This window comes from Janthinobacterium sp. SUN073 (assembly GCF_030397665.1).
GTDB lineage: Bacteria > Pseudomonadota > Gammaproteobacteria > Burkholderiales > Burkholderiaceae_D > Janthinobacterium.
The window spans coordinates 239,005-254,228 of the sequence record NZ_JAPUBT010000003.1 but is presented as its reverse complement, the minus strand read 5'-3'; the positions used below and the strand labels follow the sequence as shown (position 1 = coordinate 254,228).

The 15,224-nt window shown below is 63.8% G+C and carries 7 protein-coding genes; 4 read left to right on the top strand and 3 right to left on the bottom strand.

Translation table 11 applies throughout. The annotated features are described in order from the left end of the window. Positions 1 to 22: 22 nt before the first annotated feature. From O0882_RS11790 to O0882_RS11780, 3 genes are read right to left on the bottom strand one after another with little or no spacing between them, the layout of a single operon-like run. Positions 23 to 1,366: a D-tagatose-bisphosphate aldolase, class II, non-catalytic subunit gene (locus O0882_RS11790; protein ID WP_289948474.1), complete on the bottom strand. Its 1,344-nt coding sequence runs from the start codon at positions 1,364 to 1,366 to the stop codon at positions 23 to 25. Further along, positions 1,366 to 2,319, bottom strand: a complete 954-nt coding sequence (locus tag O0882_RS11785; RefSeq protein ID WP_289948106.1) for an ROK family protein — start codon at positions 2,317 to 2,319, stop codon at positions 1,366 to 1,368. Before O0882_RS11785 ends, O0882_RS11790 begins: the two co-directional genes overlap by 1 nt. Beyond that, positions 2,306 to 3,442: an SIS domain-containing protein gene (locus tag O0882_RS11780; RefSeq protein ID WP_289948104.1), complete on the bottom strand. Its 1,137-nt coding sequence runs from the start codon at positions 3,440 to 3,442 to the stop codon at positions 2,306 to 2,308. Before O0882_RS11780 ends, O0882_RS11785 begins: the two co-directional genes overlap by 14 nt. 347 nt (positions 3,443 to 3,789) lie before the next feature. On the opposite strand from O0882_RS11780, the gene O0882_RS11775 reads away from it, so the two are divergent. From O0882_RS11775 to O0882_RS11760, 4 genes are all read left to right on the top strand, one after another. Then, positions 3,790 to 7,140 (top strand): TIM-barrel domain-containing protein, encoded by a 3,351-nt coding sequence (locus O0882_RS11775; RefSeq protein ID WP_289948102.1) that lies wholly within the window; start codon positions 3,790 to 3,792, stop codon positions 7,138 to 7,140. Positions 7,141 to 7,248: 108 nt separating this feature from the next. Continuing rightward, positions 7,249 to 10,194 carry a TonB-dependent receptor gene (locus O0882_RS11770; protein ID WP_289948101.1) on the top strand — a complete coding sequence of 982 codons (2,946 nt, stop codon included), beginning with the start codon at positions 7,249 to 7,251 and terminating at the stop codon, positions 10,192 to 10,194. A gap of 494 nt (positions 10,195 to 10,688) precedes the next feature. Then, positions 10,689 to 13,733, top strand: a complete 3,045-nt coding sequence (locus O0882_RS11765; RefSeq protein ID WP_289948100.1) for a TonB-dependent receptor — start codon at positions 10,689 to 10,691, stop codon at positions 13,731 to 13,733. Positions 13,734 to 13,799: 66 nt separating this feature from the next. Continuing rightward, a complete protein-coding gene (locus O0882_RS11760) occupies positions 13,800 to 15,191 on the top strand; it encodes a Gfo/Idh/MocA family oxidoreductase (protein ID WP_289948099.1) in 1,392 nt (463 codons plus the stop codon). Positions 15,192 to 15,224: the final 33 nt, after the last annotated feature.

The following is a 15,224-nucleotide window of genomic DNA, read 5'->3' as shown; positions in this document are numbered from 1 at the left end:
AGTAAAAATGAAAATATCGAGCTTAACAGATTGCCGCTTCGGCAACGACGGGGACGGCCGTATTGCGGTTGCAGGCGCGCGCATATTGCGCCAGCAAGCTGCCGATTTTGTGCTCGATCAAGGCCGGCGCCTCGGCTGCCAGGCTGCCTTGCACCACGGCCAGGTACTGTTCCGGCAAATGCTGGCTCAGCAGCGGCAGCGGAATCGTCAGGCCGTCCAGGTTGGCCAGCAGCTTGTCGACGCTGGCCGCCACTTCCGGCTCGCCCCAGTAATAGCGGCAACGGTCGCTCAAGCCGTAGCGGCGCATCAGGCGTTGTTCTTGCGGCGTGCCCAGGTAATGCTTGACCCAGTGCTTCGGCTTGGCCAGCATCACATCGTCGAGCACTTGCATCAGCTGCGAAGTGGCGTGTGCCGGCAGCAGTTCCTGCTCGATCTGGCATAGCGCGTACAGCGCCTCGCGCAGGGCGAAGGTGGCGGCCGGCCCCACTTTCAGGATGGCGAAATGGTCGCGCACCATGGCGTGCAGGGCCGATTCGCGCTGGTAGTCGGTGGAATGGGCTTCGAACACGAGGCCGGGCTGCTCGGCGACGAAGGCCGACAGCTCGGCGGCCGCCGGCGCATCGTAATGCTGGATGCTGCACTGATCGAAATCGACGCCCGGCTGCACCACCATGGCGATCACACGGCGCCAGGCGCCATGCAGGTCGTTATCCAGGAAGGCGCGGCGGTGCACGTCCAGCGTGCGGTGCGCTGCCTGCGGGCTGGTGACGGCGCCGGCCTGCGCCAAGGACGCTTCACCGCCGGGTATCGGCACTTCCGTGCCGATCACGTAGACGGGCGGCGCGAAGCCGGCGGCCGCTGCCGCGGTTTCGGCGACGAGGCACAGGCGCGCCGAGCGGGCCGCCACGGTTTCATCGTCGAGCTGCAAAGGGTCATCAACGCAGCGCATGCTGCAATCGAGGTGGATTTTATGGAAGCCGGCCGCCGCATACGCGGCGATCAGGGTCTCTGCGTGGGCCATCGCGGTGGCCGCATCGAGGTGCTGCCAGGCGTTCGGGCCCAGATGATCGCCGCCCAGCACCAGGCGTTCGGTCGGGAAACCCTGTTCCCGCGCCAGTGCCAGCATGGTGTCGCGGAAAACGACCGGCGTCATGCCCGTGTAGCCGCCGAACTGGTCCACCTGGTTCGAGGTCGCCTCGACCAGCAGCACGGTGTCGTACTCGCTGGCCACGCGCATGGCGGCGCGCAGCACGCTCGGGTGGCTGCAGCACACGGCGTACAGTCCCACGCGTTCGCCGCGGCGGTGTGCCTTGATCACTTGCTGGATCGGGGACAAGGTAAAGGTCGGGTTTTCCACTTGCTTCATCATGTTGACGCCTTGGTATGTTGTCGTATCAAAAGGGCCGCGCCGCGCGCGCCGCCGGCGTCGCCAAAGCGGGGTGGCAAAATGGGCGGCACGTGCACGCCGGGGAACAGATGGCGCTTCACGGCGGCCGGCAGCTTGTCGTACAGGTGCGGCAGTTTGGACAGGCCGCCGCCGAGCACGATGACGTGCGGGTCGTAGGCCAGTACCAGGCCGGCCAGCGCGTGGCCCAGCACGTCGAGGTGCACGGCCACCGTGCGCTGGGCCACGGCATCGCCCATGTTGGCGCGCGCCACGATCGCCAGCGGTTCGGCGCCATCGCCGCCAAAATGTGCGTGGATTTTGCGCATGGCGGGGCCGGAGACATAGCGTTCCAGGCAGCCCGTCTTGCCGCACGGGCAGGGGTATTCGGCCAGGCCGTGCTGCACCAGCAGGGTGGCGGGCAGGCTCCAGTGGCCCCATTCGCCGGCCACGCCGTTAAAGCCGCGCAGCAGTTGGCCGCCCACGCAGTAGCCGCCGCCGGCGCCCGTGCCGAGGATGGCGCCGAACATGCTGGCGGCATTCCCGGCCGCGCCGCCTTGCGCTTCGGACAGGGCGAAGCACTGGCAATCGTTGCCGATGGCGACAGGGCGTTTTAAGGCCTGCTGCAGGGTTTGCGCCACCAGGCGGCCGTTCAGGGCCGGCACGTTGGAGCTCAGTTGCCGGCCGCTGGCGCTGTCGATCACGCCGGGTAAACCGATGCCGACGGGCGCCGTCGTGCCCAGTGCCAGGTCGCCGCGCGCCACCAGGTCGACGATCGCTTGCACGAAGGCGGCAAAATCGTCACCGGGCGTGGCTACCCGTTCGCGGAATACCTCGGCCAGCGCGCCGTCGCGGTCGGCAAAGGCGACCAGCTCCATCTTGCTGCCGCCGATGTCGATGCCGTGAAAGCCCTGGATGGAATTAGAATTGGTCATGGCCATAGATGGTGACGCCCTGCACGACACGGTTGACGATGCCGCCGGCGAATGGATTGTCGGGGCGCAGTTGCAGCAGCGCGGACTGGTGCAGCGCATATTGCTGCGCCATCAGCAGCCACAGCGGGGCCAGCCAGGCGTCGGGCCAGGCCGGGGCGTCGGCTGACAGGTCGCCGCCGATGCCTACCGTCAGGCACGTCTGCGCCACGCTGTCGCGCTGCAGTTCTTTCAATAGGTCGTCTTCGTACTGGCGCGCCAAGGGCTTGCTGCTGCGCAGCAGGATTACCAGCGACTCCGTGGTGACGGCCGATTTCGGGCCGTGGCGGAAACCCAGCGCGGTATTTGCCATCGCCATCACGCGGCCGCCCGTCAATTCCAGGATTTTCAATGCCGCTTCCTTGGCCAGCGCTTCCAGCGGGCCGCTGCCCAGGTAGACGACGCGCTGTACGGGTGTCGAGCCCAGGTCCGCCACGGCGGCGGACCAGTCGCGCAAGGCGTGTTCGCCCAGCTGCGCCAGGGTCTCCAGGCGGGACAAATCCGTGTCCTGGCCAAGTACCGACAGGGCCGCCAGCAGCATGCTGCTGAAACTGCTGGTCATGGCGAAGCCGCGGTCGCAGCTGCCTTCCGGCATCAGCAGGTTATAGGTGTTGCTGTCATTGGCGCCCTGGCGCGCCAGCTTGCCGTCGGCGTTGCAGGTGATGTTCAGGAAGCGCGCGCGGGGCACGACCTGGCGCAGCAGTTCCACGGCCGCCAGGCTTTCCGGGCTGTCGCCGCTGCGGGCAAACGAGACGAGCAGGATAGGGGCATCCGCTTCCAGGTACAGCTCGTGGTGCGTCAGCAACGTCGTGGTGGCGATGGCGCGGATTTGCGCGGGCCAGGCCGCATTCAGGGTATCGACGACGATTTCGCCCACATAGGCGGAGCTGCCGGCGCCCGTCAGGATGACGCGTTGCTGTGGATTGGACAGCGCGTCGCCCAGGAAGGCGGCCAGGCTGGCTTGTTCCTTGCGCAAGATGCCGGCCAGCGCGCGCCAGATGGCCGGCTGGTGGGCGATTTCCTCGGCCGTGTGCAGGCCGCCGATGTCGCGCCAGGTTTGAATGTCACGCTGAAGAAGGGTAGTCATGGAGTGTCAATAAAGTGTTTGTTGGAGAAAGCATAAATACTAAATTTCGAAAAGTCAAATACGAAAGTAAAACGAAAGTAAATAGTTACATGGCTTGCGAAATAATGTCGTTTTATCCCCTTTCAATCGTGTTGCAGTGCCGCATGAAACCCTGTTGCGCTGCCGCCTGTCGCTGAAATGCGACGATAACGAAAGTATGTTTTGTGAAATTTTGGCGAAACGTAAGAAAATCACGCCAATTTTAGGCATTTTATTAATAAATTGTCGCTTTAACTTTCTTTTGATTGACGATATTTATTTTTCTTCTTAAAGTATTTCCATCACTTCGATTTTCTGAAAGCCAATAGATGAAATCTCTCCCGCTTCCCCGCCGCGCCCTTGCCGCCTGTGTCCTCGCCGCCCTCGCCACATTGGCCGCGCCGGGCCTGCAGGCCGCGCCTATCGGCAACCTGACAAGCTTGAGTGCCGTGCATGCGGCCGACGTGACCAAGGGCGAGGCACTGGGCTGGGATGTGCGCAGCGACACGGGCGTGCAGCTGCGTATCAGCCTGCCGCAGGCGGACGTGCTGCGCATCCAGGCGGGCGGCAAGGCGGGCTTGACGGGGCCGGGCGATAAGGCCGCGCCCATCGTCGTGGGCCAGCCTGCCGCGCAGGTGGCGTACCAGATCAATGAGCAGCCCGGGCATATCCTGATCAGCACCGAGGCCCTGAGCCTGCGCATCGACCGCAAACCGCTGCGCTTTACCTTGTACCGCAAGGGCGACCTGGTGCCGCTGTGGCGCGAAGTGCAGCCGCTGTCGCTCGACGACAAGCAGGGCGTGCAGGTGCTATCGAGCCTCCCGGGCGAGCGTTACTTTGGCGGCGGCCAGCAAAATGGCCGCTTCGAATTCAAGGGCAAGCAAGTGCCCGTGTCGTATTCGGGCGGCTGGGAAGAGGGCGACCGCCCGAATCCCGCGCCATTTTTGATGAGTTCAAGGGGCTGGGGCATGCTGCGCAATACCTGGTCCGACGGGCACTACGACTTGCGCGATAAGGAGCAGATCTCGCTGCAGCACGCGGAAGGCCGTTTCGACGCGTATTTCTTTGTCGGCAAGGACTTGCGCGACGTCGTCGCCCGCTACACGGATTTGACGGGCCGCGCGCGCATGCTGCCCCGCTGGGCGCTGGAATACGGCGACGCCGATTGCTACAACGATGGCGACAACGTGAAAAAACCGGGCTCCGTGCCGAAGGGCTGGACCGATGGCCCGACGGGCAAGACGCCCGACGTGGTGGAGACGGTGGCGCGCCAGTACCGCGCACACGACATGCCGGGCGGCTGGATTCTACCCAACGACGGCTACGGCTGCGGCTACACGAATTTGCCGGAAACGGTGAAGGGCCTGGCTGGCTATGGCTTTCGCACGGGCCTGTGGACGGAAAACGGCGTCGACAAGATCGCCTGGGAAGTGGGCCAGGCGGGCAGCCGCGTGCAAAAGCTGGACGTGGCGTGGACGGGCAAGGGCTACCAGTTTGCCATGGACGCGAACAAGTCGGCCTATGATGGCATCCTGAACAACTCCGACAGCCGCCCCTTCCTGTGGACGGTGATGGGCTGGGCCGGCATCCAGCGCTACGCCGTGGCGTGGACGGGCGACCAGAGCGCCAGCTGGGACTACATCCGCTGGCACATCCCGACCCTGATCGGCTCGGGCCTGTCCGGCCAGGCGTATGCATCGGGCGACGTGGACGCCATCTTCGGCGGCAGTCCGGAAACCTATCTGCGCGACTTGCAGTGGAAAAGCTTTACGCCCGTCCTGATGGGCATGTCCGGCTGGGCCGCGGCCGAACGCAAGCATCCGTGGTGGTTCGATGAGCCGTACCGCGACATCAACCGCCGCTATCTGAAACTCAAGATGCGCCTCACGCCGTATATGTATACCCTCGTGCGCGAAGCGGAGCAATCGGGCGCGCCGCTGGTGCGCGGCCTGATGTGGGATTACCCGCAAGACCCGGCCGCCTACACGGAAGCGTATAAATACCAATTCCTGCTGGGGCGCGACGTGCTGGTGGCGCCCGTCTACCGCAGCCAGGCCGTCAGCGGCGGCTGGCGCAAGGGCATCCACCTGCCGCAGGGCACGTGGTACGACTACTGGGATGGCCGTCAGGCCACGGCGGACGCGAAAGGGCGCGACCTGGACATGCAGGTGACGCTCGATAAACTGCCCGTGTTCGTGCGCGCCGGCGCCATCCTGCCCATGTATCCGGAAATGCTGTACGACGGCCAGAAGCCGAAGGATCAACTCACGCTCGACATCTACCCGCACGGCGATTCCGACTACACCCTGTATGAAGACGACGGCAATACGCGCCAGTACCAGGGCGGCGCCTTCAGCCAGCAAGTCATCCGCATGCGCCAGACGGGCGCCGATGTGCAGGTCGACATCGGCGCCGTCGATGGCCAGTACCAGGACCAGGAAGCGCGCCGCGGTTATGCGCTGCGCATGCTGGCGGGCCAGGCACCGGTAGCGGTGCGCGCTGGCGAACGACTGATCGCGGCATCCGGTGAGCGCGCCGCCTACGACAAGGCAGTCGAAGGCTGGTATTTCGACGCGGCAGACAGGCAAGGCACCTTGCACGTGAAAGTGGCGGCGCAGGACATCCGCCAGCCCTTGGCTTTGCAGGTTGCCGGTGCGCTGGCCGTGGCCAGAGTCGATGCCGACTTCCCGGTCGCCCCCGTGCCGGGCCGCGCCTTGCCGTCCGACGCCATGCAGGTGGTGGCGCGTCCTGCCGAAGAAAGCGGCTATCCGCTGGAAAACGCTTTCGACGGCAAGCCGGAAACCTGGTTCCGCACCGTGCGCAGCCCGTCCGTGAAAAGCGGGCCGCACGAATGGGTGATCGGCTTTACGGAACGGCGCCTGGTGGACGGCATCGAACTGGCGCCGCGCAACGACCAGCACTGGAAGCATGGCCAGGTGCGCGATTATGAAATCTACATCGGCGACAACAACGGCGAATGGGGCGCGGCGCTTGCGCGCGGCACCCTCAAATTGCAAGAGGGTACGCAGACGATCAACTTCCCCGCCACGGCCGGGCGCTTGCTGCGCTTCCGCGTCATGAGCACGCAAAATCCGGAAGGCGATGGCGCCGCGTCCACCGACCCGATGGTCACGGCGGCGCAAGCGGGGCCGGTGGCGCGCGCGTACGACGCGGCGCTGGCCACCGACGTGGCGCCTGTCACCTTGTCCGAGTTCCGCGTGCTCGAGCACCGCGTGGCCGAAGGCGAGGAGGTGCAGCGCTATCTGTCGGACCTGGCGCTGCCGAAGCATATCGCGAAAGACCGGCCGGCCGGCAAGGCGGCCGAGATGCGCATGAACGGGCTGTGGTTCCGCAAGGGCCTCGGCGTGGGACCAGCCAGCCGCATCGACTTGCAGCTGGCCGGCAACTGGAATCTGCTGCGCGCCGACCTGGGCGTGGACGATAGCTGCCGCAGCGCGGGCGGCTTGCAATTCCAGGTCTGGAGCGGTGAGCGGCTGCTGTATGACAGCGGCCTGGTCACGGCTCCCGGGGTGGTCAAACCCGAAATCGACGTGCGCGGCCTGAGCCAGCTCAGTTTGCGCACCCTGGGTGCGCGCGGCGCCCACCCGGCCCAGGTCTGCGGTAACTGGGCCAACGCCGTGCTGACCGGCACGGAAGGCGCGACCGTCAAGCCGCGCTAAGCAATCAATCATTTCACTAAAAAAGAGCCCCTCTTCGGACCGGGGAGGGGCTCTTGCAAGCTGACGAAAACAAATCACTGATAACCACTGATAATAAGGGAGACAGGAATGCACTTGAAAAAACTGATGGCCGCCATGGTGGCGGTAGGCTTGGCGTCGACAGCGCTGGCAGCGGAGGAAGAGAAACTGGCGCGTGTCGAAGTGACGGGTTCCAGCCTGAAGCGCATCAACGCTGAAACGGCGTCGCCGGTACAGGTGATCAATGCCAAGCAGATCGAAAACATGGGCGCGCTGACCTTGCTGCAAGTGCTCGACAACCTGCCTGCCGCCCGCCCGGCGCAGCAGGACTTCCGCTCGATGTTCACGGGTTCCGATGGCGGTTCGCAAGCGAACTTGCGCGGCATGGGGGCGCAGGGCACGCTGGTGCTCTTGAATGGCCGCCGCCTGTCCTTCTACGGTGCGCCGGCCGGCTTCCAGACCATGTTCGTCAATATTGACGCCATTCCCGCCGCCGCCATCGAGCGCATGGAAATTTTGACGGACGGTGCCTCGGCCGTGTATGGCTCCGATGCCGTGGCCGGCGTGATCAACGTGATCACCAAAAAGTCGTACCAGGGCCTGGAAGCGCGCGCCAATGGCGAGTTTTCGCCCAGCGTGAAAGCCTATGGCGAGCGCCAGGCCAGTGTGCTGTATGGCCTGGGCGACCTGGCCAGCGACGGCTACAACATCTATGGTTCGGTGAACGTCTACCAGCGCGACCGCATCGCGCTGGCCGACACCTATAAGAAGCGTCCCGCGTATTTTTATGCGAACAATCCCAATTTCATCCCGAACATGCGCGTGGGCGTCGGCAGCGAGCCGGGCGTGATGAACCCGGGGACCTTCTTTGTCTTCGACAAGGCGAAGAACAATGCGCGCACCCAGCGCGCCGCGCCTGGCTGCAACACCAGCATCACCGAGGCGTCGGGCACGCGCTGCGTATGGAATGCGCTGCCCAACCAGCTCGACACGGGTCCGACCTCTGAGCGCGCCACGGCTTACCTGAGCGGCCGGCTGAAGCTGGGCGGCGACATGGAAGCGTTCGCGGAAGGCGCCTTCACCCACATCAAGATGCGGGGCGAGAATGGTCCGTCCAGCTTCAACAGCGGCAGCACGAACAACTGGTTCTCTCGCAACACGGGCAATACCCTGAACACCTTCGCCACGCCTTTCCTCAGCCCGAACAACGTCTACCTGAAGGGCAAGCTCGATGCCGACATGCTGGCCAAGATGGGCGGCGCGGCCGGCTTGAATTACCTGCTGCAGGATGCGACGGGCCACTTCGGCCAGAAGAATGTCGATGAAAACTACCGCGCGCTCGTCGGCCTGCGCGGCAGCATCGGCGGCGGCTGGGATTTTGAAACGGCGCTCAGCGTGGCGGGCAGCCATTCGACCCTGTTCCAGACGGCGAACATCAACATCAAGGGCTTCGAGCAGGCGTTTGGCCCGTTCACGAAAGACCCCGTCAGCGGCCGCACGTATATCTCGGACAATCCCGCCTACAAGTTCGGCGAAATCAGCGAAGCCAACGCGGCGCTGGTGCGCGGCGCCTATCCGACCTTCGCCATCGAATCCTGGACCAAGCTGATGACATGGGACGCCAAGCTGGAAGGCACCCTGTTCAAGCTGGGTGAGCGCGAAGTGCGCGCCGCCGTGGGTACCAACATCATGCGCGAGAGCTTTCTCACGCCCGGCAACGCGGATGCGGCCAATGGCCTGATCACGCAGCAGGGCGGTTCCTGGTTCGATGGCCGGCGCACCATCGCCGCCGTGTTTGGCGAAGTGGTGGTGCCGCTCAGCGACACCCTGGAAGTCAATGCGGCCGCGCGCCTGGACAAATATCCGCATTTCGCCGCCAACCTGGCGCCCAAGCTGGGCGTGATCTGGCGCGCGCGGCCCGACCTGATGCTGCGCGGGACGTATTCGGAAGGCTTCCGCGCGCCCAACCTGGCCGAATCGGGCACGGGCGGCGTCTTTGCGCAGGTGGGCGGCATCCGTGACACGGTGCGCTGCGATGAAACGAATGCCATGGCGCGCGCCTTGCTGAAGTCAAAAGTGGCGACGGATGCGGACCTGGGCAAGAGCCTGCTGAACTCGAATTGCGCCACGACGGTGGGCGGCCTGACGCCGCCGAACCAGAACCTGCGTCCGGAAAAGGCCAAGATTTCGACCGTGGGCCTGGTGCTGCAGCCGGCCAAGGACGTGAGCATTTCCATCGATTACTGGTTCATCAACCGCCGCGATGAAATCGTGCGCCAGGACTTCAACGAACTGTTTACGGAACTGGTCGACAAGTACGGCCCGACGCTGGCCGGCACGCCTAACGCCATCCGCAACGACTTGACCGATACGGACCGGGGCAACGTGGCGGCGGTGGCGGCCATGTGCGCCAATCCCGCCAATGCTGGCGTGTGCGCGGGCGGCGTGCCCGGCTACTCGGTGGGCAACCTGGGCGGCTTGATCAACTCGTATTCGAACCGCGGCCGCACTCTGATGGACGGCGTGGACATCGACGCGCGCACGCGCTTTGCGCTCGGTGACTGGGGCAAGCTGAGCACCGGCATCGCGGCCACCATCCGCAAGCGCGACACCCATGACAGCGAAGACGGCAGCGACATCAAGGGCAATACCGTCGGCTACTACGATTCGCCGCGCTACCGCGCCACCGTGAATGCCGACTGGAGCTACCGCAACTTCGTCAGCAGCGTGTTCGTCAACTACTCGGGCAAGACGCGCTGGGCGTATGGTCCCTGGGACAAGGACAACACGCCGGAGAACTGCACCGCCGCCTCGGTTTCGCTGCCGGCCGGCCAGTGCAAGGGCGCGCCGTCGTACACCACGGTGAACCTGGCCTTCAGCTGGAAGCCCATCAAGCACCTGGACATCGGCCTGAACGTGAAAAACGCGTTCAACAAGCAGCCGTACTACGACCCGAACGGCTGGGAAGGCTACAACCATAGCCAGGACCTGTTCGGCCGGCAGTTTGCGCTCTCGGCGAGCTACAAGTTCTTTTAAGGCGTGACCTTGCCCCGGCCCGCCTGTGCGGGCTGGGGTATTGCCATGGAAAAGAAAAGACAATATTCCGAAATGAATAATACGAAAGATAAACGTAAGTGAAAGCGGATCATCATGGCTGCTTTCGCGTTTTTACCCCCGGATTTTTGGGCCGTTTCACCGTTCCTCCTCACCTCCCTGCATAAGTGTGTATCTGTCACACCACGATAACGAAAGTTATCTTCCGCGCCACTGATTGAATCGAAAGATAAATCGCGTTTATTTACCCGGTTTAACGATAAATTCGCGTTATAACTTTCTTTTTGTTGACGATACTTATTTTTCTTTTTAAAGTAATCCCAAGAAAACGAAAATCAGCCAATACGGACTGATTTCTCGAAAGGTGTGGCTGTCTGGCGCTACCTTCCGACGAACACCATAAAAATGGCATCCCCCCGACTCCGCCCCGGAGCGGGGAGGACGCGTATAACCCTCGATATAGACGGAGACACAGCATGCATACCACCCGACTCAAATTGCGCGACATCAGCCGCGCCGCCGCGATCGTGATCGCCCTGGCGGCCGGCGTGCCAGGCCAGGCCTGGGCACAGTCGAACGCCACCAGTACCATCTTCGGCGAAGTGAGCGCACCGGCCGGTGCCACCGTCGTGCTGGAAAACCTGGCGACGGGCGTGCGGCGCACTCTGACGCCCGATACGTCGGGCCGCTATGTGGCCAATTCCATGCCGCCAGGCCGCTATGCGGTGCGCGTGCTGCGTGCCGGTTCGGTGGAAGCGTCGCAGGAAGTCGAAGCCCTGATCGGCGCCGGTGCGGAAGCGAACTTCGGTCCGGCCAGCGTGGCCGGTTCCGTGGGCCAGGAGCAAACCGTCGTGGTGAAGGCGTCGCGTAACCCGATCGACGTATCGAACACGAACAATGGCGTGATCTTCACCGCCAAGGAATTGAAAGCGCTGCCGGTCGGAAATGACGTCGCTTCCATCGTGCAGCTGACGCCTGGCGTGGCACGCGGCACCAACAGCGTGTATGGCAATGCGCCATCGATCGGCGGCTCGGGCCAGTCGGAAAACGCCTTCTACGTCAACGGTTTCCCCATCACGAATATCCTCACCCAGGTGGGCGCGTCGGAGCTGCCGTTTGGCGCGATTTCCAACCTGCAGGTGCTGTCGGGCGGCTACGGCTCGGAGTTTGGCCGCTCCACGGGCGGCGTGATCAACATCACCACCAAGAGCGGCGGCAACAAGGTCGAATTCGGCGGCAAGGTCTCCATCATCCCCCGTTCGCTGAAGGGGACAACGGAAAACCGGTACTACCCGAACACGGGCGCCAATCCGGGCACGGATGGCACCTTGAAGTACTGGAATCGCGATAACGGCAGCACCAGCAAGGTCGTCGGTTTGTACGGCAGCGGGCCGCTGATCCAGAACAAGCTGTTCGCCTTCGTGGCGCTGGAACAGACGCGCACGGACGGCGGCGCCGTCGCCGGTGCGCGCGACGACTCGGACAAGGTGCAGCCGAACGGCTGGCGCGAGAGCAAGAGCAAGGTTGACCGCATGATGGCCAAGCTGGACTACAACCTGACGGACGACCATCACTTTGAATATACCAAGCTGTATGACCGCACGACAACGGATAGCCAGAGCTATGGCTTCGACTATGCCACCTTGAAACGCAACAACGTGCCTGGCGGCGGCAGCGAGACCACCATCAACTGCTGCGGTTCGTCGGCCGCGCCAGGCGCGAATGTCGACATCTTCAAGTACACGGGCTACCTGACGGACAAGCTGACGGTGACGGCCATGATGGGCGAATCGCGCACATCGCACCGCCGCACGCCGAATGGCTACGATCCGAGCCTGGCGCAGACGGTCTCGAATAGCGATACCCGTGTACCTGGACTGACGTACGCCAATCCGCAGGCGGTGACGGGGACCCTGGTCGACCCATCCTCGGAAGACCGCCAGAAAGCCAAGCGCCTGGACTTGGAATACAAGCTGGGCAAGCACTCGCTGCGCGGCGGCATCGACCGCATCGACGTGGAATCGAAGGTGGGCCTGAGCCTGGCCGGCGGTTACCGCTGGAACTACCAGCGGGCCACGGATCCGAATCTGCCGATCAACGGCGCCTTTGAAACGCCGTACCAGGGCGACGGCTACGGCAAGCAGGGCTATTACGTCAGCAAGGAGCTCAATGCCAACCTGGCGCGTCCGACCAGCGTGCAATCGGCGCAGTACATCCAGGATCACTACCAGGTCACGGAACGGGTGCTGCTGGATCTGGGCCTGCGCCGGGAACAGTTCACCAACTACAGCAGCGATGGCGTGGCCTTCATTTCGCAGCGCAACATGATCGCCCCGCGCCTGGGCGCCACCTGGGATTACCTGGGCGACGGCACCCTGAAATTCTTCGCCAACGGCGGCCGCTACCACTTGCCGGTGCCATCGAATTTGTCGAGCAACATGGCCAGCCCCTTCCTGGCCACCAGCGAGATGTTCACCTACACGGGCGTCGATCCCGTCACGGGCGCGCCGACGGGTCTGCATGCGATCAGCAAGCCGTATTCGGCCAACAACGCCTATGGCCAGAGCCGCGATGCGCGCGAAGTGACGGCCGTTGGCCTCAAGCCGCTGTCGCAGGATGAATTCTCACTGGGTTTCGAACGCGCCCTGAGCAAGAAGCTGGTAGTGGGCGCCAGCGTCCTGTACCGCAAGCTGAACGACACCAACGACGACAGCTGCGACGCGCGTCCGCTGCAAGCCTGGGCCACGCGCAACAGCGTCGATACGGCTAACTGGAGCGGTTTCCAGTGCGCCATCATCAACCCGGGCCGCGACAACAGCCTGATGGTGGACTTTGACGATGGCAAGGGCCTGCGCCGCGTGGATATATCGGCGGCGGAGTGGGGCAACCCGCTGCCATCGCGCACCTACCGCGCCTTGAACATGTTCGTCGAGCACCCGTACACGAACGGCTGGTACGGCAAGCTGACCTACACCTTGTCCGGCCTGAAGGGCAATATGGAAGGCCAGACGGACAGCATTGGCGGCGGCGACGTGGGCCTGACGGTCAGCGACGACCACAAGGAACTGATGTACAACGCGTATGGCTATCTGCCTGGCGACCACCGCCACGCCTTCAAGGCCTACGGCTTCATGCAGGTCATCCCGGACGTGATGGTGGGCGCCAACCTGTCGCTGATCTCGGGTGCGCCGCGCAACTGCATCGGCGCGTTGCCCGATAATCTGAAGTTCGAGGGCAATTACGGCGATTCCTACTTCTATTGCAACGGCAAGCCGGCGCCGCGCGGCAGCCAGGGCCGCCTGCCATGGCAAGCCCAGCTGGACATGAATGTGGCCTATACTCCCAGCGCCGTCAAAGGCCTGAGCCTGAAAGTGGACGTGTTCAACGTGTTCAACAGCCAGACCGTCACCCGCTATACCGAAACGCGCGAAGACCATGGCGCCATCTCCCGCAATTACCTGCAGGTCGATGGACGCACGGCGCCGCGTTCCGTGCGCTTTACGGCGGAATACACCTATTAAACTGCAGCCGGCCTGCCGTGCGGCGGGCCGGTGACGATCCTTACCAATGGAAGCGAGAAGAGACCAATGACGACACAAATCAATCGACGCAATTTCCTGTCCGCCAGCGCAGCGCTGGCCGGTGGCGCCATGGCCGGCAGCGCCTTGCTGCCTGGCGAGGCCAACGCCGCACCGGCCGCCGGCCGCGACAAGGTTCGCCTGGGCCTGATCGGCACGGGCATGCGCGGCCAGGTGCTGCTGGCCGAACTGGTGCGCCGCGATGACGTGGAAGTGGTCGCCCTGTGCGATATCGAACCGATCATGCTGAAACACGCGCTGGGCCAGGTGGCAAAAGCCGGCAAGCCGCGTCCGCGCACATACGGCGAAGACCGCGACCAGAAAGCCTACAAGCGCATGCTGGACGCGGGCGGCCTCGATGGCGTGATCATCGCCACGCCGTGGGAATTCCACGCGCCGATGGCGATCGCCGCGATGCAGGCGAAGATCGCAGTCGGTTGCGAAGTGGTGGCCGGCATCACCCTGCAAGATCACTGGGATGTGCTCAATACCCAACTGAAGACGGGCACGCCGTACATGTTGCTGGAAAACGTATGCTACCGCCGCGACGTGATGGCTGCGCTGCAGATGGTGCGCGCGGGCCTGTTCGGCGAACTGCTGCACCTGCAGGGCGGCTACCAGCACGATTTGCGCGCCGTCAAATTCAACAGCGGCAATCCGGCCAAGCCGTATGGCGGCGGCGTGGAATTCGGCGAAAAGGGCTGGTCGGAAGCCCATTGGCGCACGCAGCACTCGGTCGAGCGCAATGGCGAGCTGTATCCGAGCCACGGCATCGGCCCGTGCGCCATGTACACCAATATCAACCGCGGCAACCGTTTTACGCGCATCAACGCCTTCGCCACCAAGGCGCGCGGCTTGCACGACTACATCGTCAAGCAGCCGGGCGGCGCGCAGCATGCGAACGCCAAGGTGAAATTCAAGCTGGGCGACGTCGTCACCACCACGCTGGCGTGTGAAAACGGTGAAACCATTATCCTGCAGCACGATACCAGCCTGCCGCGCCCGTATTCGCTGGGCTTCCGCGTGCAAGGCACGGACGGCCTGTGGATGGACTTGAACAACTCGATCCACATCGAAGGCGTCAGCAAGCCGCACCAGTGGGATGATTTCAAGGCCTACCAGGACAAGTATGAGCATCCGGTCTGGCGCAAGTATGCGGCGCAAGCCGAAGGCGCGGGCCACGGCGGCATGGACTTCTTCGTCATCCACGCCTTTGTCGAAGCATTGAAGGCCAATGCGCCGATGCCGATCGATATCTACGACGCCGTGACGTGGAGCGCCATCACGCCGTTGTCCGAGCAATCGATCGCCGCCAACTTCCAGACCCTGGACTTCCCCGACTTCACGGGCGGCCAGTGGAAAGCGCGCAAGCCGATCTTCGCCCTCGACGGCAAGTACTAAGGCTTCACAACCCGCTACCGCGCCTGCCGCCGT

Coding starts and splice junctions, on each gene's coding strand:
- O0882_RS11790 (WP_289948474.1), bottom strand. CDS start 1,366: ATGAAGCAAGTGGAAAACCCGACCTTTACCTTGTCCCCGATCCAGCAA.
- O0882_RS11785 (WP_289948106.1), bottom strand. CDS start 2,319: ATGACCAATTCTAATTCCATCCAGGGCTTTCACGGCATCGACATCGGC.
- O0882_RS11780 (WP_289948104.1), bottom strand. CDS start 3,442: ATGACTACCCTTCTTCAGCGTGACATTCAAACCTGGCGCGACATCGGC.
- O0882_RS11775 (WP_289948102.1), top strand. CDS start 3,790: ATGAAATCTCTCCCGCTTCCCCGCCGCGCCCTTGCCGCCTGTGTCCTC.
- O0882_RS11770 (WP_289948101.1), top strand. CDS start 7,249: ATGCACTTGAAAAAACTGATGGCCGCCATGGTGGCGGTAGGCTTGGCG.
- O0882_RS11765 (WP_289948100.1), top strand. CDS start 10,689: ATGCATACCACCCGACTCAAATTGCGCGACATCAGCCGCGCCGCCGCG.
- O0882_RS11760 (WP_289948099.1), top strand. CDS start 13,800: ATGACGACACAAATCAATCGACGCAATTTCCTGTCCGCCAGCGCAGCG.